Source organism: Pseudomonas sp. TMW22080 (genome assembly GCF_022496745.1).
GTDB lineage: Bacteria > Pseudomonadota > Gammaproteobacteria > Pseudomonadales > Pseudomonadaceae > Aquipseudomonas > Aquipseudomonas bubulae.
Map to the genome: position 1 here is coordinate 1013361 of NZ_SCFF01000001.1, position 25696 is coordinate 1039056.

The following is a 25696-nucleotide window of genomic DNA, read 5'->3' on the forward strand; positions in this document are numbered from 1 at the left end:
CGAGCAAGCCCGCTCCCACAGTAGGTCAGGCCAGCACCTGACGTTGAGGGTGCCAATGAACCTGTGGGAGCTGGCTTGCCTGCGATGCTTACAACCCGGTCTGTCTAAATAACCGGGGCGCTGCCATCGCGAGCAAGCCCGCTCCCACAGTGGATCAGGCCAGCACCTGACGCTGAGGGTGCCAATGAACCTGTGGGAGCTCGCTTGCCTGCGATGCTTGCAACCCGGTAGGTCTGAATGACCAAGGCGCTGACACAGTGCGCTTGATTAGAACGCGCCCATGTAGTCACGCTTGCCGATCTCAACACCATTGTGGCGCAGGATCGCGTAAGCCGTGGTCACATGGAAGAAGAACTGCGGCAGGCCGTAGGTCAGCAGGTAAGCCTGGCCAGTGAAGCGTTTTTCTTTAGGCGTGCCCTGACGGGTGATGATTTCGATGCCTTCCTTGCCATCGATTTGCTCTGGCTTGATCCCGTCGACAAACGCCAGCACTTTGCTGATCAAGGCTTGCAGGTCGGCAAAGGTCACTTCGCTGTCGTCATATTTTGGCAATTCGATTTCAGCCAGACGGCCCGAAACACCCTTGGTGAAATCAACTGCGATTTGCACCTGACGCACCAGCGGGAACATGTCCGGGGCCAGGCGTGCTTGCAAAAACACGCTCGGGTCGATGTTCTTGGCCGTTGCGTGAGCTTCAGCCTTGGCCAGCACACCGCTCAGGGCGTTGAGCATTTGTTTGAACACGGGAACGGAAGCGGCGTACAGAGAGATAGTCATGGAAGTCTCGACAGTCTGTGGGCAGGAATGCAATGTGCGCCGATTATAGACACGCCAGCGCCCATCTGGTGTATGAAGATCAACCCCAAGCTCAGCCCCTGGACACCCATATGCCCTCTGCTCATCCCTCTACAGTTCCAGCAGCGGACCCGACCCAGGCGCTCTATCGCAAAATCACCCGCAAACTCATTCCCTTTCTCTGCTTCTGTTATCTGGCCGCTTATCTGGACCGGATCAATATCGGCTTCGCTAAATTGCAGATGCTAGGTGACCTGCAGTTCAGCGAAACGGCATTTGGCCTGGGGGCGGGGCTGTTTTTTGTCGGCTATATCCTGTTCGAGGTACCCAGCAATCTGCTTCTGGAGAAAGTCGGCGCCAGGGTCTGGATAGCCCGGATCATGATCAGCTGGGGCCTGCTTTCGGCCTGCACCCTGCTGGTCACCACGCCTGCCCAGTTCTATGTTGTACGCTTTCTGCTGGGGGTGGCCGAAGCCGGTTTTCTGCCCGGGGTGCTGTATTACCTGACCACCTGGTTCCCGACCCAGCGACGGGGCCGCATCATTGCCCTGTTTATGATCGGCATGCCGCTGTCCAGTGTCGTCGGCGGGCCACTGTCGGGCTGGATCATGGTCGCCTTCGACAATACGGCGGGGCTGCGCGGCTGGCAGTGGCTGTTTGTGCTTGAGGCGATCCCCAGCGTATTGCTGGGCATCCTGACCTTCTGGGTTCTGCCAGACAGCCATCACACGGCAAAATGGCTGAACGCCGACGAAAAAGCGTTACTGGAACAGCAACTGCACCAGGACAACGCCGAAGGCCAGAACAGCAAGCACAGTTTTCGCGACGGGTTCTTTAACCTCAAGATCTGGATGCTGGGGGGTATCGACTTCTCCATCCTGCTTAGCGCCTACGCAATGGCATTCTGGATGCCGACGTTTATCCGTAACGCCGGTGTGGCCGACAACTTCCATATTGGCCTGCTCACCGCCCTGCCCAGCGTTGCCGCCCTGATCGGCATGCTGATGATTGGCGCCAGCAGCGACCACCATCGAGAACGCCGCTGGCATATCATTGTGCCCTTTGTGATTGGCGCGGCCGCGATGGCAGCCAGCACTTTTTTCAGCGACAACCTGCTTGTGATCGTTTTGCTGTTTGCCATTGCCTCGGCCGCCATCATTGGCGCCGTACCGGTGTTTTTCAGCTTGCCGGCCACCTTTCTCAAGGGCCGTGCTGCCGCTACCGGCTTCGCCCTCGCGTGTTCGCTGGCCAATATCGCAGGGCTGGTGAGCAATTCCCTGATGGGTATCGCCATCGACGTAACGGGCAGCAGTTCCGGCGCGTTGTGGTTCTTCGCCAGTTGCCTGCTAGTGAGCTGCCTGCTGGTGATCGCGCTGCCTGCCAAAGTGGTTAACCGCTGACACGCAAAAAGACTCTCTGCCACAGACGGGGCGACATGCCAGTCGCTCTACCGCGCAAAAAACACCACAATGGTCGCTGGCAACGGTTACTCAAATTGGAGATGAAAATGGACGTTCCCGCTGATCAGTTCTCAGAACAGGTACCAAACGATGCTGACGCAGGACCTCTGCTCAACAGTACCGAGATCCGTATTCTCGGCTCCCTAATCGAGAAACAGGCCACCAACCCGGAAACCTACCCGCTGACGCTCAATGCCCTGGTGCTGGCGTGCAACCAGAAAACCAGCCGCGAGCCGGTGCTCAACCTGACCCAGGGCCAGGTCGGGCAAAGCCTGCGCGCCCTCGAAGGGCGTGGCTTTACCCGCCTGGTGATGGGCAGCCGCGCTGATCGCTGGGAACACAAGGTCGACAAGGCGCTGGAGCTGGTGCCTGCGCAAGTGGTGTTGCTGGGCCTGCTTTTTCTGCGCGGTCCGCAAACCCTCAACGAGTTGCTGACCCGCAGTTCGCGCATGCACGACTTTGAAGACACCGAACAGGTCCAGCATCAGCTGGAACGCCTGATTGCCCGCGACCTGGCCCTGCTGGTACCGCGTCAGAGCGGCCAGCGAGAAGACCGTTACATGCACGCCCTGGGCGACCCGGCCGATATCGAAACCATCATGACTGCACGCCAGCAACCTGCAGAACGCTCAAGCGCGCAGGCAGTCTCGATAGAGCGTTTCGAAGCCCTTGAGGCGCGCATTGCAGCCCTCGAAGCCCGTCTGGCAGAGCTGGAGTAAAAGCGTTTTGGGGGCGAGCTCACTCGCCCCCAATCGCCATCAGCTGCGCGCGAATGCCACGGCCGCCTGGAACTGCTCGGCGGTGGGCCGCACACCGGTGTACAGCACAAACTGCTCCAGGGCCTGAATGGCAATAACCTCAAGTCCGGTGATGACCTGCTTGCCCTGGGCACGACCGCGCACGATCAGGGGTGTTTCAACCGGGATCGCCACCACGTCGAAGATAATATCCGCACGATCAATGGCATCTGCCTCGAAAGCCAGATCATCGGCCTCGGCCCCGCCCGCCATGCCGACAGGTGTAACATTGATCAGCATGTGCGGCCTGCGCTCGCCCAGCTCAGGCTGCCATTCATAACCGCAACTTGCTGCCAGCGCCGCCCCTGTTGCCTCGTTGCGCGCAACGATCAGGCCATTGCGATAACCGCCATCGCGCAGGGCCGATGCCACCGCCTTGGCCATGCCGCCACTGCCGCGCAGGGCAAAGGTCGTGTCTTTGGGTACTTTATGGCTGCCCAGCAGTTGGGCAATGGCTATGTAGTCGGTGTTATAGGCCTTGAGGTGGCCGTCGGTGTTGACGATGGTGTTGATCGAGGCAATGGCCCGGGCTGACGTGTCCAGTTCGTCCACCAGCTCGATGCAGGCCTCCTTGAACGGCATCGACACGCCGCAACCACGAATGCCCAATGCCCGGATACCGGTCACTGCGCCCGCCAGATCCTTGCTGCTGAAGGCCTTGTAGTAAAAGTTCAAGCCCAGTTGTTCGTATAGATGATTATGAAAACGCAGCCCGAAATTACCCGGTCGACCCGACAACGATATGCACAGTCGGGTGTCTTTGTCCGGATTCATTTGCATGCTCATCTCCTTGCTGAATGCTTTTAGATGGACGGCACAAGCCGTACCGGGAGTTTTGTTGGATCATAGTGGAGCGCCAACGCTGAATCGTCTCAGCGCCCGCAGACCTTACACAAAATTTACCCGGACGCTTCGCAGTTTTTAAAATAAATACGGTCTTAATGTTATCCCCGGGTTTAACTGCGGTCTGGTGCAGGCCGAATCGTCGGGGCGGGAATTCGAGGAATCGTCATGATGCGTAGCATCCCCAAAATCGCTTTGCTTATCGGCACCCTGGCTGTTGCAGGGCAGGCATCGGCCCATGGTGGCTGGGGCCCCGGGCCTGCAATTTTTGGCGCGGTGGTGGGTGCCGCGGTGGTTGGCTCGGTTATCGCTGGCCACGAACAGCGCCCGGTGTATGTGCAGCAACCGGTGTATGTGCAGCCACAGCCGGTTTACGTACAGGCCCCACCTGTTTATTACCAACCGCAACCGGTGTATGTCCAGCCGCCCCAGCCCGTTTACTATCAGGGTTACTACGGTCGACCGCAACCGGTGTACTACGGTCCGCCACGGGGTTACTACGGCCCGCCGCGCTGGTAACCGGTGCTGGCAGCCGGCAGGCTTGGACAGCTGCCGGCAGGTCCGGATAGATCATGTGAATGTCGCGGACAAGACACCGTAACGCCCCGGACTGCGGCATCATGCAGCTTGGCTGGCGCAACAATCGGCACATTCATAAAAACAAGGACGACCTTTATGCCTACACAAAACCCGCACCATATCGTCGGGCTCTGCACCTCCAGCAAGGTGTACAACACTCTGACCGAGCTCAAGCAGCTCGAAGGTCACCGCACCGCCAAACTGCTCTCCCTGCTGACCCAGCACCTGGTTCGCGAAGGGCTGCTGAGTGATCAGGAAGTGATGCACATGCTCGATCAGGTGGTTGACTGACACCTCATCGACATCAATGACCACTATCACGCGCAATGATTTCTTGCGCAGCGGCACAGCCCGTAAGGTAGCGCCATTGTTGAAGGAGGTCTGTATGCCCAAGATTCATGTCATGTCGGTGATCGGCAGTGCCGTTCCCGCCCCGCTGCGTGCCGACGGCCTGCTGGCATGCTGGTATGTGGTCAGTGACGGCGTTGCCGTCAGCGGCCCGTTTACCTCGCGCGCCGCCGCCCAGCTCAAAGCCACCAGCGAAACAGATAAAACAGCGCCACACTCAACGCGACACTGAGCAGCACATTGCGGCTCCACAGCATCAGCCCGATGGCGCACAACCCGGCCAGCAGGTAGGGGTTGGCCAGGCTCAGATCCAACTGATGGTCCTTGACGAAAATGATCGGCCCGCAAATCGCCGTCAGCATCCCCGGTACGGCAAAGCCCAAAAACTCCTTCACCCCGCGATTCAGGCGAATCGGCAAGCGTGGCTCCAGAAACAGGTAGCGGTTGAAAAACAGGATCAGCGTCATCCCGCCAATAATTGCCCAGATCATGCCCAGTACCCTCCCAGCCGCTTGCAGGCATAGCCCGCGACCATACCCGCCAACCCGGCCAGCACAATCGCCGACTCCCACTGCCAGTGACTGAACACCACCACCGTGAACAAAGAGACCGCCACGCAGACCACGGTCGGGATATTGCGCACCACCGGGGTAATCAACGCGATAAAGGTGGCCGCGATCGAGAACTCCAGCCCTAGCTGATCCAGCCCCGGGATGCTCTTGCCCAGCACCACGCCCAGCAGGGTGAAAATATTCCAGCCCACATACATGCACAGCCCCACACCCAGGGCATACCAGCGATTGAAGGTGTTCTGGTCGAAGGGGCTGACCAGGGCAAAGAACTCATCGGTGAGCAAAAAACCCAGCCCGAAGCGCCATTTGGGCTCGAGCGGCGCCACCAGTGGGCGCAAGTGCATGGCATAGAGCAAGTGTTGCGAGGTCAGCAGCAAGGTGGTGACCAGAATCGAAATCGCACTGGCACCGCCCTTGATCATGCCAATGGCAACCAGTTGCGCCGCACCGGCAAACACAAACAGTGACAGCCCCTGGCTTTGCGCGGGGGTCAGCTGGGCATCGATTGCGGTGGAACCGGCCAGCAGCCCCCAGGGGGCACACGCCAGGGTCAGCGGCAGGCAGGCAATTGCGCCGCGCATAAACGCGGTTCGAGCAAGGGCATCAGGCATCAAAAACATTCCGGCAGTAAGCAGCGGCAAAGGGTCGCAACATCAAGGTAAAAAGTCTTGAACGATCTTGCTCTGCTGCCCTCATAACTTGACGCGGCCTGCGTGAAAACAGCCCGCCGCGTTTGACGAGAGAGCAAACCTGGTCTTTAGTCAGCCGCATTCAAGAGACGTTAATTCCGATCAACCGCTGCCACGAGGAACCACCATGAAAGACCTGAAATCCGCCAAGGAAAGCAGAAAGGCCGATCTGCGGACACCTACGGCACTGAGCGAAAAAGCCTGTATCGATATCGCAGCCGAAGTGAACGCGCTGCTCGCAGACACCTTCGCCATCTACATGAAGACCAAGAATTTCCACTGGCACATGTCCGGCCCGCACTTCCGTGATTTCCACCTGCTGCTCGACGAGCAGGCTGACCAGATCTACGCGACCACCGATGCCATCGCCGAGCGTGTGCGCAAGCTGGGGCGCACCACAATCCGCTCCATCGGCCACATCAAGAAGCTGCAACGCCTGCTGGACAACGACGCCGACTTCGTGACGCCGGAAGACATGCTGGCAGAACTGCGCGAAGACAATATCCAGCTGGCCGCCTATATGCGTGAGACTCACGACATGTGCTCCGAGCTGGGCGATGTGGCGACTACCAGCCTGCTGGAAAACTGGATCGACGAGGCCGAGCGCCGCGTGTGGTTCCTGTTTGAGTCGTCGCGTACCAAATAACCCCTGCGTAGCAGCTGCCGAAGGAACGAGGCTGCGTTCGATTGCGAAGCGATCGTAAAACCTGAGCATGCGGTTTATCTGTAAAAACCTGTGTTCTGACTTTACAACGGCTTCGCCGCCGGACGCAGCCTTGTTCCTGCGCCAGCTGCTACGGTCACGAGCACCCGCAGAACCATGAATTTTGTTTCACAGTCTTCGAACGCAACGAGCGGTATATTCGCTGCGCTCATTGCTCATTCAATGAACCCCTTGCCCGCACCTCCCCTGCGGGCTTTTTTTCGCCTGTCAAACGCCCTGCCTGAACACCAGCGCCTTGAGGCCGCACTCGACATCGGCGTCCGGGAACTCCGGCGGGTTGTCCAGGCGCTGAACAAAACGCAGGCTCGGCGCATCACGGGTCACGCCATCGATCAAAAAATCCGAACCCAGTGCCGGGTCATTCATGCACGCCAGTACTGTGCCGTTTTCACCGAGCAACTCCGGCAGGCGGCGCACCACGCGCTGGTAGTCCTTGGTCAGCAAAAAGCTGCCTTTCTGAAATGACGGCGGATCGATGATCACCAGATCGTAAGGCCCGGTGCTTTTCACCTTGCCCCAGGACTTGAACAGCTCATGACCCAGAAACGTCACCTTGCTCATGTCATGCCCGTTCAGGCGATGGTTGTCGCGGCCACGGCTCAGGGCCGCACGGGACATGTCGAGGTTGACCACATGCTGGGCGCCGCCTTCTATGGCGGCCACTGAAAAACCGCAGGTATAGGCAAACAGGTTCAACACTCGCTTGCCCCCGGCATTGGCCCTTACCCAGTCACGACCATAACGCATGTCCAGGAACAGGCCGTTGTTCTGTTTGCGGCCCAGGTCCACGCGATAGCGCAATCCGCCTTCAGTCAGCGTCCATTCGTCAATTGCCTCGCCCACCAGCCATTCGGTGTCGCTTTGCAGCGTATAGCGATGTTGCAGCACCAGTGTGTGTGCACCGCTGGCCTGCCACGCGGCTGACTGAACAATGGCCTGCAGCAGTTGCTTGAGTGCAGCCAGTTGCAGGGCCTCGGGCTCCTTGAACAGAGAAACCAGCACCACGCCTTGCAACCAGTCCACCGTCAACTGCTCAAGCCCGGGCCAGCAACGTCCACGCCCATGGAACAAACGCCGGGTTTCAGCAGGCACAGCCTGCAGTGCAGTCAATAAGTGCTGGTGCAGGGTGGTTAACGCTTCAGGAGTCATCAGGCCGACCGGTCAATTTCAAGGGGCCGGCATTTTACACAATTGCACTGCCCTGCCTAATCGGCACAGTGGAAATATTTGTTAATACAGAGGGTGATATTATCGTTTTACAGTAATTTTTTATCGCAATACGATAGTTTCACTGCGCAGGGCAATACGCTTTCCCTGGGCAGATTCCGGGCTTTTTACAACCACAAGCAGAACCAGAAGGACTGTTCGATGAAAACCGATCCCCTTGCCAATCGCAGCCGCATCCTGGCCACAACCACGCTGGCACTTGTCGCGGGTATGTTGCTGGCCAATATCGCTTACTGGATTTTCCCCAACGCCATAGGCACTTATGTGGGCGGGTTCAACCTGAGCGCCATGACCGAAACACTGCAGGCCGACATCCCGTTGATGCCCTGGTGGCAGGTTGCTGGTGCCATAACCCTGTCCAGCATCCCCCTGCTGATACTCGCCAAAGGCTTGCTGGCCCTGCGCAGCCTGTTTCTGGCCTACAGCAAGGGCGAGTATTTCTCGACCGAATCTGCCGAGTTGCTGGGTAAAGTGGGTAAAAGCGTTTCTATATGGGTGCTGGCCAGCCTCCTGTTAACCCCGGTCATGAGTGTCTGGGTCACCATTTTGCGGCCTGCGGGCGAGCGCTTGCTCACGATCAGCTTCGAGCCGTCGCATCTTGTTGCCTTGTTCCTCTCGGCTTCCCTTATGATCATCGCCCGCAGCCTGTACAAGGCGTGTTCGTTGGCGCGGGAAAATCAGCAGTTCGTTTAAGAGGCCAAAATGCCGATCGAGATCAAGCTGGACGTCATGCTGGCCATGCGCAAGGTCAAATCCAAGGACCTGGCGCACAGGGTGGGCATTACCGAGCAGAACCTGTCACTGCTCAAGCAAGGGAAAGTAAAGGGCATCAGGCTGGCAACCCTGGAAGCCATTTGCATCGCACTGGATTGTCAGCCGGGGGACTTGCTGCATTATCAACCGGAATCGTAAGCACGCACGCCTGCGAGGCCAAGCCCTCGCAGGCGGCGCACCAGGCTCTGCCTGCCTGCACTTCAAAGCCTCCAGTCCGTTCAGCCAACCAACAGCATCCTCCTGCTAGGCTCGCCGCGGCACCCAACCTTTTTACCGGTATATTCGGATTTTCTCTGACAAACCTCTGCAAAATCAGGCATTTCTGCCGCCACTGATCCATACTGACTAAATGTAACGTCATGTGTATAACAGCCGTTGCAGCCCGGTACTTCCCAACCCTTCTTGAGTCATTCTGCGTGAAAATTCATCTTTCCATTTTGAGCCTGTGTTTAGTTCTGGCAGGCACCAGTGCTTCTTCAATCGCCGCAGCGGCTGAAAGCACTTCGGCCCCACGGGATACCTCGCAACTGCACATCGCCTCAGGCAGTGCGCTGCTGATCGACCTGCAAACCAACAAAGTGATTTTTGCCAGCAACCCTGACGCCATCGTGCCAATTGCCTCCGTCACCAAATTGATGACCGCCATGGTAGTGCTGGATGCCAAGCAGTCGATGGACGAATCCATTTCGGTCAATATCAGCGACACCCCGGAGATGAAGGGCGTGTTTTCGCGGGTAAAAATCGGCAGCGAGCTGTCGCGTCACGAAATGATGCTGATCACCCTGATGTCTTCGGAAAACCGGGCAGCCGCCAGCCTTGCCCACCACTATCCGGGGGGTTATGTAGCCTTTATCGCGGCGATGAATGCCAAGGCCAAAAGCCTGGGCATGATGAGCACTCACTATGTTGAGCCGACCGGGTTGTCGATCCACAACGTATCCACTGCCCGCGACCTGAGCAAGCTGCTGGCAGCGGCGCGGCATTACCCGATGCTCAGCCAGTTGAGCACCACCAAGGAAAAGACCGTGGCGTTCCGCAAACCCAACTACAGCCTGGGTTTCAGCAACACCGATCACCTGGTCAGAAAAGACAAATGGAATATCAAGATCACCAAGACCGGCTTTACCAATCAGGCCGGTCATTGCCTGGTGCTGGTCACTGAAATGGGTGGGCGCCCGGTGTCCCTGGTCATTCTGGATGCCTTTGGCAAGTACACCCACTTCGCCGATGCCGGTCGAATTCGCAACTGGGTGGAAACCGGTAAAAGTGGCGGTGTGCCCGACGTAGCCCTGCGCTACAAAGCCGAAAAAAACCTGCAGAAAAACCAGCTGACAGCAGGTCAGGCGGGTAAGTGAAGAAGTACGGGTGAGATGAAATGCAGGCACTTGCCCCGGGGAGAGGATCGGGGACAAATGCCTGCGTACTGCTCGTTACAAACTGCGGATAGAAAGAACCCCGTCACCTGGACGGGGTTCTTGCCTGGCACATGCTCAGATCAGTTTTGCAGAGCAGGCTGCGAATCCCCATTGATCGGGATGCGTTTGGCTTTTGCCTCTTCCGGCACCACCCGCTGCAGGTCGATGCTCAGCAAACCATTGCTCAGGTTTGCGCCTTTGATCTCGATATGATCATCAAGGCGGAAGGACAATTTGAATGCCCGCTGTGCAATACCTTGATGCAAGAAGGTCACGCCTTCTTCGCTGGTGCTTTCGCGTTTGCTGCCGCTGACGCTCAGCACACCTTTCTCTACTTGCAGGTCCAGATCATCTTGCTGGAAGCCTGCAGCTGCTACCACGATGCGGTAGCTGTCTTCACCCCGTTTTTCAACGTTGTAAGGTGGGTAGCCGCCGCTTGAATCGTTGCGCAGTGCGGTTTCAAACAAATCACTAAAACGGTCAAAGCCGACAGAATTACGGAACAGTGGCGCCATTGAAAAAGCGTTGCTCATAATTTCATCCTCCTGATTTCAGCGAGACTTTGTTACGCGACCCGGTTTCGGCATCGCGTACCCCTTAGATAGGGACCGTCAAAACCATTTCAAGGCTTTTTTTGAAATTTTTTTCAGACGCTTCAAGCTACATCGACAGGCGGGTTGTTGACCATGTGCCGGACCTTCTCACAGTCTGTTTCACGACGCATGGCATTGAACAACACCACCGCTTCAGGATAGTTGCGGGTCAACATTGCCAGCCACTGCTTGAGCCGCCCCGGTGCCGAGCGCGGGGTCAGTTGGGCCTCGGCCTGAGCCCAGAAGTCGCGGATCATGGGCTGCAAATCGGCCCAGGTCATCGGCACTACCTCAACACCGGCGCGGGCAGCGGCAATTTGCGCGGCGAGATCGGGGCGCGACACCAGGCCACGGCCGAGCATGATGTCTTCAGCGCCACTGATTTCGCGGCAACGACGCCAATCTTCAACCGACCAGATATCGCCATTGGCAAACACCGGCACCTTGACCGCTTCCTGCACCTGGGCAATGTATTCCCAATGCGCAGGCGGCTTGTAGCCATCCATCTTGGTCCGCGCATGCACCACGATCTGGCTGGCGCCGCCTTCGGCCAGGGCGATTGCGCACTCATTGGCGCTGTCGGGCGTGTCGAAGCCCAGGCGCATCTTGGCGGTGACCGGAATATGCGCAGGCACGGTGCGACGCACTTGCAGCAAGATGGCGTGCAGCAGTTCGGGCTCCTTGAGCAACACCGCCCCGCCACGGGACTTGTTCACGGTCTTGGCCGGACAACCAAAATTGAGGTCGATCACTCCGCTGCCCAGCTCACAGGCCAATGCCGCGTTATCGGCCAGGCACGCCGGGTCCGAGCCCAGCAACTGCACGCGCAGCGGCACGCCGGAACGCGTTTGCGCACCGTGCTGCAACTCGGGAGCGAGTTTATGGAAGTAGGCTTCGGGCAAAAGCCGTTCGGTGACCCGAATAAATTCGGTCACGCACCAATCAATACCGCCGGTGCGGGTCAGGACATCACGCAGGATGTTGTCGACCAACCCCTCCATCGGCGCCAAAGCAATTTGCATGGGTGACTCTCATGAAAAACGTGCGGCAGTTTACGCGGTTCTGCGGGCAATCGGTATGCGCAGGCGCTGACGGTCAGGCCGTCACGACAGCCGGGCCATAACCGTCAAGGAACTCGGGCGGCAGGCGCCTGGCCTTGCCCGTGGACAGTTCGATGCAGACAAAGGTGGTTTGGGCACGCAACAGGGTCACACCATCGCAGGGGCGCACCAATTGAAAATGACGGGTCATGCGTAGGCGCTGGTCACAATCGACAATCCAGGTGGCTAGCTGCAGCTCATCGCCTTCGTAGGCGCTGGCAAGATAGTCGATTTCATGACGGGAGACCGCCATGGCGCGGTCGAGGCGACGGTACTCGGTGAGGTCCAGCCCCAGGCGCTGCGAGTGGCGCCAGGCGCAGCGTTCCAGCCAGACCACATAGGACGCGTTATTGGCATGACCAAACCCGTCAATGTCTTCGGCCTGCACCTGCAGGTCAATGATAAACGGCGCTGCCAAATCCCAACTCATGCCTTGTCTCCCTGTACATAAATAAGGAGCGCAGTGTAACGCAGAGGAGGCGACGGGAAACTTGAAGAGCTGGAATTAAAAAACTGCAGACAAACAAAAGGGTCATTCAATAATCGAATGACCCTTATAAATCCCGCAAAGCGGGTAATCGTGGCGTCCCCTAGGGGACTCGAACCCCTGTTACCGCCGTGAAAGGGCGGTGTCCTAGGCCACTAGACGAAGGGGACACAAACCCTTCTAACAGTGATCAGCGCTGAGTGCTGATCGATCCAATGCCAGTGTGGCCCGACATTGAACTGTAAATTGGTGGAGCTAAACGGGATCGAACCGTTGACCTCTTGCATGCCATGCAAGCGCTCTCCCAGCTGAGCTATAGCCCCGATTTATCGCCTGGCGGCGGAGCATCACCGAAGTGCTGCTTCTGTAAAACTGGCGTCCCCTAGGGGACTCGAACCCCTGTTACCGCCGTGAAAGGGCGGTGTCCTAGGCCACTAGACGAAGGGGACACAAACCTTCTAACTTGACCAGCACTGAGTGCTGGTCGATTCAATGCCGGTGTGGCCAGGCATTGAACAGTAAATTTGGTGGAGCTAAACGGGATCGAACCGTTGACCTCTTGCATGCCATGCAAGCGCTCTCCCAGCTGAGCTATAGCCCCAAACTTTCAGTCTTGGGTGTTGCCGTGTTGCGTTCTGCTTGTTTCGTGTTGCTGTGTTGACGGGGCGCATATTAAGACTGGATCGGTAGGCTGTCAAACTTATTTTTAAACTTTTTTAAAAAAATTTGCCGTGAGAACAACCACTTACCCTTCATACCCCGTAAATACGGGGCCAAACCCCAACCAAAACCTTGTAGCAGCTGCCGAAGGCTGCGTCCGGCGGCATAGCCGTCGTAAATGCAGAATGCTCGATTTGACTGAAAAACCGTGCATTTAGATTTTACGATTGCTTCGCAATCGAACCCAGCCTCGTTCCTTCGGCAGCTGCTACGGTTTTTTACGCCCTGTTAACCAATCGCGTTAAACAGCTTTTCCCACTCTTTGTTTTCTTTCTTGGACACGCCACCCAGCAGGTCCAGCGCCTGACGCAGACGGAAACGGGTCAGGTCCGGCCCCAGGATTTCCATGGCGTCCAGCACCGACACAGAGCTGGCCTGCCCCGTGATCGAGGCAAACATCAGCGGCATGGCATCACGCAGCTTCAACTCCAGGCTTTCAACCACGGCCTGGATGCTGCCGGTGATGGCGTCCTTTTCCCACTGACGCAGGCTTTCCAGCTTCCACAGGATCAACTGCATCAATTGACGCACTTGCTCGTTGGACAGTTTCTTGTGCTCAAACAGCTTGGCATCCAGTTGCAGGCCGCCCGAGAAGAAGAACCCGGCCAGCGGTGCAATCTGGCTGAACGTCTCGACACGGCCCTGCACCAGCGGCGCGATTTTCATCATGTACTCGGGGTTCAGCGCCCATTGCTGTACGCGGCTGGCGAACTCGTCCAGCGGCAAATCACGCAGCCATTGGCCATTGAGCCAGGACAGCTTTTCAACGTCGAAAATCGGCCCGCCCAGCGATACACGGCTCAAGTCGAAGTTGTCGACCATTTCCTGCAGCGAGAACTTCTCGCGCTCGTCCGGCATCGACCAGCCCATGCGGCCCAGGTAGTTGAGCATCGCTTCAGGCATAAAGCCCATGCGCTCGTAGAACGTCACCGAAGTCGGGTTCTTGCGCTTGGACAGCTTGCTCTTGTCCGGGTTGCGCAGCAGCGGCATGTAGCACAGCTGCGGTTGTTCCCAGCCGAAGTATTCATACAGCAGGATCAGTTTGGGTGCCGATGGCAGCCACTCTTCGCCACGCAGTACGTGGGTGATGCCCATCAAGTGATCGTCGACCACGTTAGCCAGGAAGTAGGTCGGCAGGCCATCGGTTTTCATCAGGACTTGCATGTCCATGCGGTCCCACGGGATTTCAACGTCACCGCGCAGCAGGTCCGGCACCACGCAGACGCCCTCGGTCGGCACTTTCATGCGGATTACGTGAGGTTCGCCAGCGGCCAGGCGTTCAGCCACTTCTTCCTTGGACAACAGCAGCGCACGACCGTCGTAGCGCGGGGTCTCGCCCTTGGCCATTTGCTCGGCGCGCATCTGGTCCAGTTCTTCGCTGGTGCAGAAGCACGGGAACGCATGGCCCATATCCACCAGTTGCTGGGTGTATTTCTTGTAAATGTCGCTACGTTCGCTCTGACGGTACGGGCCGTGCGGGCCGCCGACGTCCGGGCCTTCACTCCAGGTGATACCCAGCCAGCGCAGGGCATCGTAGATCTGCTGCTCGGACTCGCGGGTCGAGCGCAGTTGGTCGGTATCTTCGATCCGCAGGATAAATTCGCCGCCATGCTGCTTGGCAAAGCAGTAGTTGAACAAAGCAATGTAAGCGGTGCCGACGTGGGGGTCGCCGGTAGGCGATGGCGCAATGCGCGTGCGAACGGTGGTCATGGGCGGTCTCGAAGTGAAGATAATACAAAGGGCGAATGGTAACAGGCCGACCCGGCCCGGCTCCAGTACAGGACTCAGCCCGGCCGCCACACGGTTGAAAAAAGCTGTAATAGAGCGTTTGTATCGAGTTGATACAGGGAAAAACAGCCTATACCGGTGTTAATCTCGGCTCATTCCCGACATCCCCTGGCTGGAGAGACCTATGCCCCACGTTGTGCTGGTGCTGGTAGAGAGCGTTAACGATTACCTGCATATGCTGGAGAACCAGGGCTACGAGCTGATCCTTGCGCCCACCCCCGCCAGCCGCGCCGAAGCCATAGCCCGACACGGCGCCCGCATCGACGCCGTGCTGACTCGCGGCCCGCTGGGCTTGCAAGCCGATGAAATGGCCGCCCTGCCCCAGCTCCGAATCATCTGCGTGATCGGCGCCGGCTTCGAACAGGTCGATTTGCAGGCCGCCAGCAACCAGGGCATTACCGTGACCTTTGGCGCCGGGGCCAATGCTTCATCGGTTGCCGACCACGCCATGGCGCTGCTGTTGTCCGTGGTGCGCGGCATCCCCCAGGCCGACGCCAGCATCCGCCGCAATGAATGGGTCAAGGTGCGCCAGCCGTCACTGTCGGGCAAACGCATGGGCATTATCGGCCTCGGCGCCATCGGCGCTGCCATCGCCAAACGTGCGGCCCACGGCTTTGACATGAGCATCCGCTACCACAGCCGCCAGCCGCACCCCGACTCGCCCTACACCTACTGTGCCAGCGTGCTGGAACTGGCCGCTGCGGTGGATTTCCTGATGATCGCCACCCCCGGTGGCAGCGCCACCCATCACCTGATCAACGCCCGTGTGCTGGACGCCCTGGGCAGCGAGGGCTACCTGATCAATATTGCCCGCGGCAGTGTGGTCGATACCCAGGCGCTGATCAGCGCCCTGACCGCCGGCAAAATCGCCGGGGCCGGGCTGGATGTGTTTGAAGACGAACCGCGGGTACCCGACCCGCTCAAGACCCTCGGCAACGTGGTCATGACCCCGCATGTAGCGGGCCAGTCACCCGATGCGGTCGAAGCCACGGTGCAATTGGTGGTCGATAACCTGCGGGCGTTTTTTGCCGGCAAACCCGTTCTCACCCCGGTGCCATTGCCCCACCCTGCCTGACCCGGAGCCTGCGCTTGAAATTCCGCCTGCCAACAACCGCCACTGCGCCCTTCTGCCCCTCCGAAGTCAGTGGCAGCGTGCCCGTCGACGCCAGCGCGCCGTTTTTCAGGCGCGTGCTGCGCTTTGCCGGGCCCGGCCTGCTGATCAGCATCGGCTATATGGACCCCGGCAACTGGGCCACCGCCATCGAAGCCGGCTCACGTTACGGCTACCACCTGCTGTTTGTGGTACTGCTCGCCAGCCTCGCGGGTATGGCCGTGCAATGCCTGTGTTCGCGCCTTGGCATCGCCACCGGCCGCGATCTGGCGCAGCTGTGCCGTGAGCGCTACAGCAAGCGCTCGGCGCGGGTGCAATGGCTGCTGGCGGAAATCTCGATCATCGCCACCGACCTGGCCGAAGTACTCGGCTGCGCGCTGGCGTTCCATCTGCTGCTGGGCTGCTCGCTGACCACCGGCATCGCCCTCACTGCCTTCGACACCTTGCTGGTGCTGGCCTTGCAAGGCCGGGGATTTCGCCGCCTGGAAGCGATCATGCTGGCGCTGGTGATGACTATCGTCGGTTGTTTTTTTGTCGAACTGGTACTGATCAAACCTTACTGGCCCGACGTGTTCGAGGGCTTCAAACCGTCACTGTCGGCCATCAGCGACGCTGCACCGCTGTACATCGCCATCGGCATCATTGGCGCCACCGTGATGCCGCACAACCTGTACCTGCACAGCTCCATCGTCCAGACACGCCTGACCGGCAGCGACTACGCCAGCAAACTGGATGCCGTACGCCTGTCGCGCATCGACACCATCGGCTCCCTGACCCTGGCGCTGCTGGTCAATGCCGCCATCCTGATCCTCGCTGCGGCCGCTTTCCACCAGACCGGCAATACCGACGTGGTCGAGATCCAGGACGCCTACCGCATGCTCGACCCGCTGGTGGGCGGGGCCATGGCCAGCATCCTGTTCGGCGTGGCATTGCTGGCCTCGGGGCAAAGCTCGACATTCACCGGCACCATTGCCGGGCAAGTGATCATGGAGGGCTATCTGAACCTGAAGATTCCCTGCTGGCAACGGCGCCTGATCACCCGCGGGCTGGCGCTGGTGCCTGCATTCCTGGGCGTGTGGCTGATGGGCGACGATGCGGTGGGCAAGCTGCTGATCCTCAGCCAGGTGGTACTCAGCCTGCAACTGCCCTTTGCCCTGTACCCGCTGATCCGCATGACCAGCGACAAACGACTTATGGGCCCGTTCGCCAACCGACTGCCGACGCGGCTGCTGGCGTGGTTTCTGTTTGCAGTCATCAGTTGCGCCAACCTGTGGCTGATTGCACAGATCGGGTTCGGCGCCTAACCCCCAGCTCCTTAAATTCGGCGCGCAATGGCTCGTTATACAAGACGACTCCTGCTATTGAGGTGCTGTTATGTCCACCGCTGCCACCCTGGTGCAAAACCTGCGCAATCGTCTGAGCAAGCCTGCGGGATATCGTCTGTTCGATATCCAGCTCAAGCACCGCATCACCTTGAGCCCGTCACTGACGCGCTTTGTGTTCAGCGGTAGCGATGTGGCGCTGATGCGCACCCTGGCACCCGACCAACGGGTCAAGCTACTGTTTCCCAGCGCCAACGGCGCCACCGCCAACCTGCCCAAACAGAGCGACTGGCGAGCGCCCCTGCGGGATATGAGCCCCGAGTCAGTGCCACCCATGCGCTCCTACACCCTTCGCAACCTGCGCGCTGAGGCCGGCGAACTGGATATCGACTTCGTCCTCCACGGCGTTACCGGCCCCGCCACACGCTGGGCTAGCCAGGCCAGGGCGGGGGATCGCCTGCAGATCGCAGCGCCCAATGCAGCCTGCACCGACGACCCCGGTGGCTATGAATGGCAGCCACCGCAAGGCATGCGCAAACTGTTGCTGATCGGCGACGAAACTGCGCTGCCAGCCATTGCCGGCATCCTTGAAGAACTTGCCCTGCACCCCGACACCCCCCAGGTCCAGGCCTTTATTGAAGTTCCTCAAGAAGCCGACTGCCAGCCCTTGCTCTGTGGCCCGAACACCAAGGTGCACTGGTTGCCGCGTGCCAGCCTGGGCAAACAGCATGGCGATGGCATGCTCCTGGCCGCCCGCGAACTGGCCAGCCTGCCGCCCAGACGCATGCAGGCCCGGGCGTGCGCTGAACTGCAAGAGCTGGATCTGGATAACCAGCGCCTGTGGGATCGGGCCAGCGCCAAACACAATGAGTTTTATGCCTGGGTAGCCGGGGAATCGATGGCGGTGATGGCGATCAGGCGGTTTTTCGTCCACGAGTGCGGCATGGACCGTTCGGGCCTGACCTTGATGGGGTATTGGAAGCAGGGTCGGTCGCTAGGGTGATACTGGCCCTTGTAGCAGCTGCCGAACGCAGCCTAGTTCCTTCGGCAGCTGCTACAGGCGAATGAGAACAAGAAACAATTTTTTACATATCTAGCTTCGGGTTTTGCTCTTCTCATCCGTCCTACATGGATAAGCAGTCGCTTCTCAATGGCGATTACACACCCGCCCCGCCGCGAGTTTGCCGTTTCCCATGTCCAAAAAATCCCGTTCAAAACTCTGGTTCCTGGTTCACAGCTGGATGACCCTGCCCATCTGGTTCTTTGTGCTGATTGTCTGCGTGACCGGCACGCTGGCTGTGGTCAGCCAGGAGATCGTCTGGCTGGCCACCCCCGAGGCCCGTGCCACACAACCGGCCGATGATGCACCCCTGCTGACTTACGAGCAGGTACTGAGCGCTATTCACAAGGCCGAACCGACGCTGGCCGTACAGTCGATCAGCCGCCCGGACGAGTCGCACTTTGCCCTGGTGGCCAGCGTGGTGTACCCGGACGGCCGCTCGCCATCGTTGTATATCAGTCCCTATACCGGGGTGATCCAGGGCGAAAGCCCCAGCTTTGACTTCAAGGCCTTTACCCGCGCCCTCCACGGCTGGTGGCTGGTGCCCTTTACCAACGGCTATAGCTGGGGCTGGTACCTGGTGTCATTCCTCGGCCTGCCGCTGCTGGCATCGCTGATCACCGGGCTGGTGGTCTACAAGAAGTTCTGGAAAGGCTTTTTCAAGCCCAACCTGCGCTTCAAACACGGGGCGCGGATTTTTTGGGGGGATTTTCATCGCCTGTGCGGCATCTGGTCGATTTGGTTTATTGCGGTGATTTCCATCACCGGCCTGTGGTTCCTGATCCAGGCTTTCATGTTCGATAACCAGATCTCCATCTCGACCGCAGGCAACCCGCCGGTTGTGGCCCGCCAGGATGTGCCGATTATGCCGGACGGCAAGCCAGCACCGCAGATCAGCCTCGATCAGGCGGTCAAGATTGCCGCCGACAACATCCCGGGGCTGGAAGCCAGCTTTGTCAGCCTGCCGAGCAATGCCTACGGGCATATCGAGGTGGGCGGCCCGGGCTGGTACCCGCTGCTGTTCCAGACTGCCGACATCAACCCGTACAACGGCGCAATCGAAGGCTCACGGATGATTGCCGACCGCTCCGGGCTGGAGCTGGTGACCGAGTCCATGCGCCCGCTGCACACCGGCGATTTTGGCGGGTTGTGGGTCAAGCTGATCTGGTTCTTCTTCGGCCTGATTCTCAGCATGATGGTGTTGAGCGGCCTGTTGATCTGGACCAAACGTACGGCCCTGGCCACCGCCAATGCCCTCAAACGCAGCGAAAAACCCCGGCGGGCAGCCGCCGTCTCGGCGCATAAACCACAGCACGAAGAGGCCAATGTATGAGCAAGGCAGCGGCTGCACAGCCTGCGTCCACCCTGAGCCGGCTGTGGCACAAATGGCGCTTTCACATCAATGTCCTGCTGTTACTGGTGCCGCTGGGCTTTATGCCCAAGTACTTTGCCGACGCTTCCCTGTTTCGCGGCGACAGCGGCCTGGGCGAGCGCGACATCGGCACCGTGCAGGTCGGCCCCTGGAGCCTGCAACTGGCCGAGCTGCGCAACGAGGCCCCGCGCCCCGATGGCCCGGCAGGTTATATGAAAAGTTTTAACGCGGCCCTGTGTGACACCTGCATCGATCAGGTCAAGGCCGCCTACCTGCGTATCGGCAAACCGCGCAGCCTGCGCGCCGCCGGGGTGATTTTCTTCGGCACGCCTTATCGCATGGGCGCCACCCTGCCCATCCCGGAACGCACCAAGGCCGATGCCGAGCTGTGGATCACCCTCGAAGGGTGGGACGGCTCCATGCACCAGGCCGCCATTCCCCTGAGCCAGGCCTCACCGGCAACCCTCGCCTGGCTGGCCCAACGAGGAGCGAAATAATGCATGCGCGCCTGTTTAAAACACCTGCCCTGGCAACGGCCCTGATCGCCTTGATCGGCGTTTGCAGCCAGGCACAGGCCCACAACCCGATGTGCGAATGCAAGGCCATTGAAGACGGACAAATCCGCTGCACCGGCGGGTTTTCTGATGGCAGCGGCGCACCGGGGGTGACCCTGGACGTGATCGGCTACGACGAAACCATCCTGGTACCCGGCAAGCTGGGGGCCGATTCGACCCTGACCTTCAAACGTCCGGATGCCGAGTTTTATGTGCTCTTCGACGCCGGCCCCGGCCATATCGTTGAAATCGACCAAGCCGATATCGAGGCCCCATGAGTACTCAAGTCGTACGCCCGGCCGGGGCGGGGCATGAAACCCTGTATGTGCTGCTGTTGTGCCTGCTGATTGTGACCGTGGCCGGCTCGGTGGTGGCCTGGCGTCATGAATCCAGCGAGGTGACGTCGGTGGCGGCCCATCAGCTGGATGCGCGCCGCGACCTGAATGCCGCCGAACAAGGGATCTATGCCGACCTGCGGGTCACCCTGGACGAAATCCTGCTGCTGCGCGAAGAGTCCGCCGCCCTGCCCCAACCCGCGCAACTGGCCGAAGAAGGCTTCGCGCCCTTTGCCCAAGACGCCAGTTCGGTGAGCCGTGGCAACCACGCCTGGCAGTTGCTCGGTGAGCAGGCGTACCTGGGCCTGAGCCCCAGCCCTGAAGTGGCAGGCTCGTTTCTGCTGCGCATTGGCGATCAACCGGACGTGTGGCTTAACCGCAATCCCGGCGCCAGTGTCCCTGCCGACCTTGACGATGCCGCCCTCAACCAGAGTGGCTGGCAACAAGTGATCGCGCAATTCGATGCCGGGGTTACCCGTCAGCACCGCCACTGAACCCACCGCTTGCCCTGAGAGAAGACTGCTCGCCATGTCGATTTCATCTGTATTGCGCCGCCGCACCTTGTTGCTGGCCAGCCTGTTCGCCCTTTGCCTGTCTCCCCTGGTCAGCGCCGACACCGCGCCCGCGCCCCTGGCGAAGCCGCTGCGTATCGGCATCACCCTGCACCCTTACTACAGCTATGTGAAAAACATCGTCGGTGACAGGGCTGAAGTGGTGCCGCTGATTCCGGCCGGGTTCAACCCGCACGCCTACGAGCCCCGCGCTGAAGACATCAAGCGCATCGGCACCCTGGATGTCATCGTGCTCAATGGTGTGGGCCATGATGACTTCGCCGACCGCATGATCGAGGCCAGCGAAAAACCGCAGATCCCGGTGATCGAGGCCAACCAGAACGTACCGCTGCTGGCCGCCACGGGTAACGCGGCACGGGGTGCAGGCAAGGTGGTCAACCCGCATACCTTTCTGTCCATCAGCGCCTCGATCGCTCAGGTCAACAACATTGCCCGCGAACTGGGCAAGCTCGACCCGGCCAACGCCAAGGCTTACACCGCCAATGCCCGCGCCTACGGCAAACGCCTGCGCCAGATGCGCGCAGATGCCCTGGCCAAGCTGACCCAGGCACCCAATGCCGACCTGCGCGTGGCCACGGTGCACGCGGCCTATGACTACCTGCTACGGGAATTCGGCCTGGAAGTCACCGCTGTGGTTGAACCTGCCCACGGTATCGAGCCCAGCCCCAGCCAACTGAAGAAAACCATCGACCAATTGCGCGAACTGGATGTGAAGGTGATCTTCTCCGAGATGGATTTCCCGTCCACTTACGTCGACACCATTCAGCGCGAGTCAGGGGTCAGGCTGTACCCGCTGTCGCATATTTCCTACGGTGACTACAGCGCCGACAAGTACGAAAAAGAAATGACCGGCAACCTCAATACCGTGGTCCGGGCAATCCAGGAGGCCGGCGCATGACCGCCGCCGAACGCCTCTGCGTCACGGCCTGCGGGCCGGGGGTGGAGTTTGACCAAGTGTCGCTGACCCTGGGGCGCACGCCCATTCTCGATCATGTCAGCTTCAGCATCCGCCCCGGCAGTGTGCATGCCCTGGTAGGGCCCAACGGCGGCGGTAAAAGTTCGCTAATCAAGACGCTACTGGGGCAAATGCCCCATCAGGGTCGCCTGTGCCTGAACTGGCCCGGTGAGCCGGGGCTGATCGGTTATGTGCCCCAGGCACTGGAATTCGACCGTGGCCTGCCGATGACCGTCGATGACTTTATGGCCGCCATGTGCCAGCGTCGCCCGGCCTTTATGGGGTTGTCGCGCAAGGTCGCCCCGGCCATCGGCGAAGCGCTGGAACGGGTGGGCATGCAAGACAAACGCAAGCGGCGCATGGGCGCGCTGTCCGGTGGTGAACGCCAGCGGGTGCTGCTGGCCCAGGGGCTGATCCCGGCACCGCAATTGCTGGTGCTGGATGAACCCATGTCAGCCCTGGACGAAGCCGGTGCCCAGGTGTTTGAGCGGCTGCTGACAGACTGGCGCCGGGCCGGGGTCACGGTGGTGTGGATCGAACACGACCTGGCCGCCGTCAAGCGCCTGGCCGAGCGTGTCACCGGGCTCAACCGCCAGGTGCTGTTCGACGGGCCGCCGGAGCAAACCCTGAGCCCGGAACGTTTGCTCACGCTGTTTTCGACCCATCCCAAGGCTCACGGGAGCGCCCTTTCATGAGTTACGAAGCCTTCCGCTTGCTAGTCCAGGGCTGGGCGTCTGCCGGTTATCTGCCAGAAGTACTGGCGTATGGCTTTGTGGTCAACGCCCTGCTCGCAGGCTTGCTGATCGGCCCCGTGCTGGGTGGCCTGGGCACCCTGGTAGTGGTCAAGCGTTTTGCGTTTTTTTCCGAGGCCGTGGGCCATGCCGCACTGACCGGCGTGGCCATCGGCATCCTGCTCGGCGAACCCTACACCGGCCCCTATGGCAGCTTGTTCGGCTACTGCCTGCTGTTCGGGATTTCGCTCAATTACCTGCGCAACCGCACCGGGCTGGCACCGGATACGCTGATCGGAGTGTTCCTCTCGGTGTCGCTGGCCCTGGGCGCGAGCCTGCTGCTGATTCTGGCCGGCAAGATCAACGTGCATATCCTCGAAAACGTGCTGTTCGGTTCGGTATTGACGGTCAACGGTAACGACCTGCTGGTACTGGCCGTGGTCGGCGCGCTGGTGCTGGGCCTCAGCTTGCCGCTGTACAACCGCATCATGCTGGCCAGCTTCAACCCGCAACTGGCCGCTGTACGCGGGGTGGCCGTGAAGGCGCTGGACTACCTGTTCGTGATTCTGGTGACGCTGATCACCGTCGCCGCCGTTAAAGTTATCGGCGCGATTCTGGTCGGCGCCCTGCTGGTGATTCCTGCGGCGGCGGCACGATTGCTCAGCCAGTCGCTGAAGGGGTTTTTCTGGATCTCGGTGCTGATCGCCACCGTCAGCACCCTGTGCGGCATTCTGCTGCCCATCGTGTTTGACCTGCCGATCCCGTCCGGTGCCGCGATCATTCTGATGGCCGGCATCGCCTTCGCCCTCGCCGCCATCGCCCGTGGCGTGGTGCCCAGCCTGAAAGGGAATATTGGATAAATGTTCACTCTGCGCAAACTGACCCTCGCCCTGGCCCTCACCGGTCTGTTGAGCACCCCGGTGCTGGCCGAAACCACCGTACTGGCCAGCCTGCCGATTACCTTTGGGTTGAGCGAACTGCTGCTCAAGGACAGCGGCGTGAAACTGCAACGGGCAGCACCGGCCAACCTGCCGGGCAGCCGCCAGAGTGCCTATTTCAGCAGCCGTGGTGCCCAGGCCCTGCACTCGCTGGCCACAAAAGCCGATGCGGTGATCGGCCTGCGCTCCGTGTGGAGCGACGATCCGCTGTACCCGATGGCGCGGCGCAGCAATATCCGCATTGTTGAAGTGGACGCGGCGCGGCCGGTGGACGGCAGCCTGCCGGGCATTGCCGTGCAACCAGGTGTTCATGTCGATGGCCTCAATAGCCAACCGTGGCTGACCAGCAACAATATGGGGCGCATGGCGGATGTGATCGCTGCCGATCTGGTGCGCTTGGCACCGGATGCCAAGCCGCGGATCGAAGCCAATCTGGCGAGCCTCAAGCAGCGCCTGCTCAAGCTCAGCGCCGACAGCGAAGCGCAGTTGGCCCAGGCGGACAACTTGAGTGTGGTGAGCCTGTCCGACCGATTGGATTACCTGATTGGCGGGTTGAATCTGGAGCGGGTCGAGGTCAATCACAAGGGTGATGAAACCTGGACACCTGAATCACTGCAAGGGTTGACCCAAACCCTGAAAAACAATGAAGTGGCGTTGGTGCTGGACCATCGCCAGCCTTCAGCCGAAGTACAAAAAGCCATTGCCGAGGGTGGCAGCACGCTGGTGGTGATCGGTGCCGATGGCACCGATCCCGTGACTGAGTTGCAGGGCAACTTTGAAGCGATCATCAAGGCTCTTGTTCAGAAGTAAACCCTGTACTTGTGGGAGCGGGCTTGTGGCACCCGGCTAAGCCGATGTGCCCCCCTGTACCTGTTTATCCGCATGATAGGACGAGCGCACCAACGGCCCCGAGGCGACGTTTTTGAAGCCCATGCGCAACCCTTCTTCGGCAAGCCAGGCGAAGGTGCCAGGGTGCACAAACCTCTGTACCGCCAGGTGGCTGCGCGAAGGTTGCAGGTACTGGCCCAGGGTCAGCATGTCGACCTCATGCTCGCGCATGCACCGCATCACTTCGATCACCTCTTCGTCCGTCTCACCCAGCCCCAGCATCAGCCCCGACTTCGTCGGTACATGGGGCACCCGGTGTTTGAAGTTCTGCAGCAAATCCAGTGACCACCCGAAATCCGACCCCGGGCGTGCGGCTTTATACAGTCGCGGTACGGTTTCCAGGTTGTGGTTGAACACATCGGGGGGCTCCTGCGCAGTGATCGCCAGCGCCACATCCATGCGCCCGCGATAGTCGGGCACCAGGGTTTCCAGTTGCACACCGGGCGACAGCTTGCGGATTTCACGCAGGCAATCGACAAAGTGCTGCGCGCCGCCGTCGCGCAAGTCATCACGGTCCACCGAAGTGATCACCACATACTTGAGGCCCAGGTCGGCAATGGCAATCGCCAGGTTTTTCGGCTCGTCCCTGTCCAGAGGTTTGGGCCGGCCGTGCCCCACGTCGCAGAACGGGCAGCGCCGGGTGCAGATATCACCCATGATCATAAAGGTCGCTGTACCGCCCGAAAAACACTCGCCCAGGTTTGGACAGGCCGCTTCTTCGCACACACTGTGCAGCTTGTGCTTACGCAGCAGCGCCTTGACCCGTGCCACCTCGGGCGAGGTGGCAATGGGCACGCGGATCCACTCTGGCTTGCGCGGGATTTCTTCGGTGGGCAGGATCTTCACCGGGATACGCGCCACCTTCTCGGCTCCCCGCAGTTTTACCCCGGTCTGCAAGGGCTGCGGGCGGCCGGTAACAGGCAATGGTGCATTCATGGCTTGGCTCC

General features: G+C 59.9%; 30 protein-coding genes and 4 tRNA genes. 20 read left to right on the forward strand and 14 right to left on the reverse strand.

The genetic code is table 11. The annotated features are described in order from the left end of the window. Nucleotides 1–267: 267 nt before the first annotated feature. Entirely contained in the window at nt 268–777 is a 510-nt protein-coding gene (locus EQV96_RS04385; RefSeq protein ID WP_016780360.1) for a DUF1993 domain-containing protein, read from the reverse strand. Nucleotides 778–887: 110 nt separating this feature from the next. Between EQV96_RS04385 and EQV96_RS04390 the strand changes: the two genes are divergently transcribed. After that, nucleotides 888–2195 carry an MFS transporter gene (locus EQV96_RS04390; RefSeq protein ID WP_095025102.1) on the forward strand — a complete coding sequence of 436 codons (1308 nt, stop codon included), beginning with the start codon at nt 888–890 and terminating at the stop codon, nt 2193–2195. A gap of 107 nt (nt 2196–2302) precedes the next feature. Further along, a complete protein-coding gene (locus EQV96_RS04395; protein ID WP_095002286.1) occupies nt 2303–2974 on the forward strand; it encodes a DUF480 domain-containing protein in 672 nt (223 codons plus the stop codon). A gap of 39 nt (nt 2975–3013) precedes the next feature. Here EQV96_RS04395 and EQV96_RS04400 read toward each other — a convergent pair whose 3' ends face one another. Continuing rightward, nucleotides 3014–3832 carry a shikimate 5-dehydrogenase gene (locus tag EQV96_RS04400; protein ID WP_095018962.1) on the reverse strand — a complete coding sequence of 273 codons (819 nt, stop codon included), beginning with the start codon at nt 3830–3832 and terminating at the stop codon, nt 3014–3016. A 231-nt stretch (nt 3833–4063) separates the two neighbouring features. Here EQV96_RS04400 and EQV96_RS04405 point away from each other — a divergent pair, with 231 nt between their 5' ends. The 3 genes from EQV96_RS04405 to EQV96_RS04415 all read left to right on the forward strand — a co-directional run bounded on the left by EQV96_RS04405 (nt 4064) and on the right by EQV96_RS04415 (nt 5054). Continuing rightward, nucleotides 4064–4414 carry a hypothetical protein gene (locus tag EQV96_RS04405; protein WP_095002284.1) on the forward strand — a complete coding sequence of 117 codons (351 nt, stop codon included), beginning with the start codon at nt 4064–4066 and terminating at the stop codon, nt 4412–4414. A 156-nt stretch (nt 4415–4570) separates the two neighbouring features. Next, nucleotides 4571–4765, forward strand: a complete 195-nt coding sequence (locus EQV96_RS04410) for a hypothetical protein (RefSeq protein ID WP_016780355.1) — start codon at nt 4571–4573, stop codon at nt 4763–4765. Nucleotides 4766–4859: 94 nt separating this feature from the next. Beyond that, nucleotides 4860–5054 carry a hypothetical protein gene (locus tag EQV96_RS04415; RefSeq protein ID WP_095002283.1) on the forward strand — a complete coding sequence of 65 codons (195 nt, stop codon included), beginning with the start codon at nt 4860–4862 and terminating at the stop codon, nt 5052–5054. Here the strand turns inward: EQV96_RS04415 and EQV96_RS04420 are convergent. Together EQV96_RS04420 and EQV96_RS04425 are read right to left on the reverse strand one after the other, a co-directional pair. Continuing rightward, entirely contained in the window at nt 5002–5313 is a 312-nt protein-coding gene (locus EQV96_RS04420) for an AzlD domain-containing protein (protein WP_095002282.1), read from the reverse strand. The genes EQV96_RS04415 and EQV96_RS04420 overlap by 53 nt on opposite strands. After that, nucleotides 5310–6005, reverse strand: coding sequence for an AzlC family ABC transporter permease (locus tag EQV96_RS04425; protein ID WP_095002446.1), 696 nt, complete (start codon nt 6003–6005; stop codon nt 5310–5312). The genes EQV96_RS04420 and EQV96_RS04425 overlap by 4 nt, the downstream gene beginning before the upstream one ends. A 205-nt stretch (nt 6006–6210) precedes the next feature. Here EQV96_RS04425 and EQV96_RS04430 point away from each other — a divergent pair, with 205 nt between their 5' ends. Continuing rightward, a complete protein-coding gene (locus EQV96_RS04430) occupies nt 6211–6729 on the forward strand; it encodes a DNA starvation/stationary phase protection protein (RefSeq protein WP_095002281.1) in 519 nt (172 codons plus the stop codon). 285 nt (nt 6730–7014) lie between these two features. On the opposite strand, the gene EQV96_RS04435 is transcribed toward EQV96_RS04430, so the two are convergent. Beyond that, nucleotides 7015–7956 (reverse strand): class I SAM-dependent methyltransferase, encoded by a 942-nt coding sequence (locus tag EQV96_RS04435; protein WP_095024552.1) that lies wholly within the window; start codon nt 7954–7956, stop codon nt 7015–7017. Between the two features lie 219 nt (nt 7957–8175). Here EQV96_RS04435 and EQV96_RS04440 point away from each other — a divergent pair, with 219 nt between their 5' ends. From EQV96_RS04440 to pbpG, 3 genes are all read left to right on the forward strand, one after another. After that, the gene (locus EQV96_RS04440) at nt 8176–8727 is read left to right on the forward strand and encodes a DUF2975 domain-containing protein (RefSeq protein ID WP_095018964.1); all 552 of its coding nucleotides are present in this window, start codon (nt 8176–8178) and stop codon (nt 8725–8727) included. 9 nt (nt 8728–8736) lie between these two features. Further along, entirely contained in the window at nt 8737–8946 is a 210-nt protein-coding gene (locus EQV96_RS04445; protein ID WP_095002278.1) for a helix-turn-helix transcriptional regulator, read from the forward strand. Nucleotides 8947–9224: 278 nt separating this feature from the next. After that, nucleotides 9225–10163, forward strand: coding sequence for a D-alanyl-D-alanine endopeptidase (pbpG, locus tag EQV96_RS04450; protein WP_095018965.1), 939 nt, complete (start codon nt 9225–9227; stop codon nt 10161–10163). 140 nt (nt 10164–10303) lie between these two features. Here the strand turns inward: pbpG and EQV96_RS04455 are convergent, their stop codons facing one another. From EQV96_RS04455 to gltX, 8 genes are all read right to left on the reverse strand, one after another. Further along, nucleotides 10304–10756 (reverse strand): Hsp20 family protein, encoded by a 453-nt coding sequence (locus EQV96_RS04455; RefSeq protein ID WP_016780349.1) that lies wholly within the window; start codon nt 10754–10756, stop codon nt 10304–10306. Between the two features lie 122 nt (nt 10757–10878). Then, nucleotides 10879–11838, reverse strand: coding sequence for a tRNA-dihydrouridine synthase (locus tag EQV96_RS04460; RefSeq protein WP_095018966.1), 960 nt, complete (start codon nt 11836–11838; stop codon nt 10879–10881). A 73-nt stretch (nt 11839–11911) separates the two neighbouring features. Next, nucleotides 11912–12346: a thioesterase family protein gene (locus EQV96_RS04465; RefSeq protein ID WP_095002275.1), complete on the reverse strand. Its 435-nt coding sequence runs from the start codon at nt 12344–12346 to the stop codon at nt 11912–11914. A 151-nt stretch (nt 12347–12497) separates the two neighbouring features. Continuing rightward, nucleotides 12498–12573 (reverse strand) — tRNA-Glu (locus EQV96_RS04470). Between the two features lie 77 nt (nt 12574–12650). After that, nucleotides 12651–12726 (reverse strand) — tRNA-Ala (locus EQV96_RS04475). Nucleotides 12727–12776: 50 nt separating this feature from the next. Further along, a tRNA-Glu gene (locus tag EQV96_RS04480) sits at nt 12777–12852 on the reverse strand. Nucleotides 12853–12928: 76 nt separating this feature from the next. Continuing rightward, nucleotides 12929–13004 (reverse strand) — tRNA-Ala (locus EQV96_RS04485). A gap of 347 nt (nt 13005–13351) precedes the next feature. Next, nucleotides 13352–14833 (reverse strand): glutamate--tRNA ligase, encoded by a 1482-nt coding sequence (gene gltX, locus EQV96_RS04490; RefSeq protein WP_095002717.1) that lies wholly within the window; start codon nt 14831–14833, stop codon nt 13352–13354. 202 nt (nt 14834–15035) lie between these two features. On the opposite strand from gltX, the gene EQV96_RS04495 reads away from it, so the two are divergent. The 11 genes from EQV96_RS04495 to EQV96_RS04545 all read left to right on the forward strand — a co-directional run bounded on the left by EQV96_RS04495 (nt 15036) and on the right by EQV96_RS04545 (nt 24671). Next, on the forward strand, nt 15036–15986 hold the full coding sequence (locus tag EQV96_RS04495; protein ID WP_240881438.1) for a 2-hydroxyacid dehydrogenase: 951 nt from the start codon (nt 15036–15038) through the stop codon (nt 15984–15986). 14 nt (nt 15987–16000) lie between these two features. Then, nucleotides 16001–17326 (forward strand): Nramp family divalent metal transporter, encoded by a 1326-nt coding sequence (locus EQV96_RS04500; RefSeq protein ID WP_095032209.1) that lies wholly within the window; start codon nt 16001–16003, stop codon nt 17324–17326. 70 nt (nt 17327–17396) lie between these two features. Beyond that, entirely contained in the window at nt 17397–18347 is a 951-nt protein-coding gene (locus EQV96_RS04505) for a siderophore-interacting protein (protein ID WP_240881440.1), read from the forward strand. Between the two features lie 190 nt (nt 18348–18537). Beyond that, complete coding sequence (locus tag EQV96_RS04510) at nt 18538–19737, forward strand: PepSY domain-containing protein (RefSeq protein ID WP_095024078.1); 1200 nt, start codon at nt 18538–18540, stop codon at nt 19735–19737. Next, complete coding sequence (locus EQV96_RS04515; protein ID WP_095002722.1) at nt 19734–20273, forward strand: thiamine pyrophosphate-binding protein; 540 nt, start codon at nt 19734–19736, stop codon at nt 20271–20273. Before EQV96_RS04510 ends, EQV96_RS04515 begins: the two co-directional genes overlap by 4 nt. Next, the gene (locus tag EQV96_RS04520) at nt 20273–20608 is read left to right on the forward strand and encodes a hypothetical protein (protein ID WP_095002723.1); all 336 of its coding nucleotides are present in this window, start codon (nt 20273–20275) and stop codon (nt 20606–20608) included. Before EQV96_RS04515 ends, EQV96_RS04520 begins: the two co-directional genes overlap by 1 nt. Continuing rightward, nucleotides 20605–21159: a DUF6162 family protein gene (locus tag EQV96_RS04525; RefSeq protein ID WP_095002724.1), complete on the forward strand. Its 555-nt coding sequence runs from the start codon at nt 20605–20607 to the stop codon at nt 21157–21159. Before EQV96_RS04520 ends, EQV96_RS04525 begins: the two co-directional genes overlap by 4 nt. 34 nt (nt 21160–21193) lie before the next feature. Beyond that, entirely contained in the window at nt 21194–22135 is a 942-nt protein-coding gene (locus EQV96_RS04530) for a metal ABC transporter substrate-binding protein (protein ID WP_095025035.1), read from the forward strand. Continuing rightward, nucleotides 22132–22887 (forward strand): metal ABC transporter ATP-binding protein, encoded by a 756-nt coding sequence (locus tag EQV96_RS04535; RefSeq protein ID WP_095025034.1) that lies wholly within the window; start codon nt 22132–22134, stop codon nt 22885–22887. Before EQV96_RS04530 ends, EQV96_RS04535 begins: the two co-directional genes overlap by 4 nt. Beyond that, a complete protein-coding gene (locus tag EQV96_RS04540) occupies nt 22884–23783 on the forward strand; it encodes a metal ABC transporter permease (protein ID WP_095018972.1) in 900 nt (299 codons plus the stop codon). The genes EQV96_RS04535 and EQV96_RS04540 overlap by 4 nt, the downstream gene beginning before the upstream one ends. Continuing rightward, on the forward strand, nt 23784–24671 hold the full coding sequence (locus EQV96_RS04545; RefSeq protein ID WP_240881448.1) for a zinc ABC transporter substrate-binding protein: 888 nt from the start codon (nt 23784–23786) through the stop codon (nt 24669–24671). It abuts the gene before it with no gap. A gap of 36 nt (nt 24672–24707) precedes the next feature. Here EQV96_RS04545 and lipA read toward each other — a convergent pair whose 3' ends face one another. Continuing rightward, nucleotides 24708–25685: a lipoyl synthase gene (gene lipA, locus EQV96_RS04550; RefSeq protein WP_240881454.1), complete on the reverse strand. Its 978-nt coding sequence runs from the start codon at nt 25683–25685 to the stop codon at nt 24708–24710. Between the last annotated feature and the right edge of the window lie 11 nt (nt 25686–25696).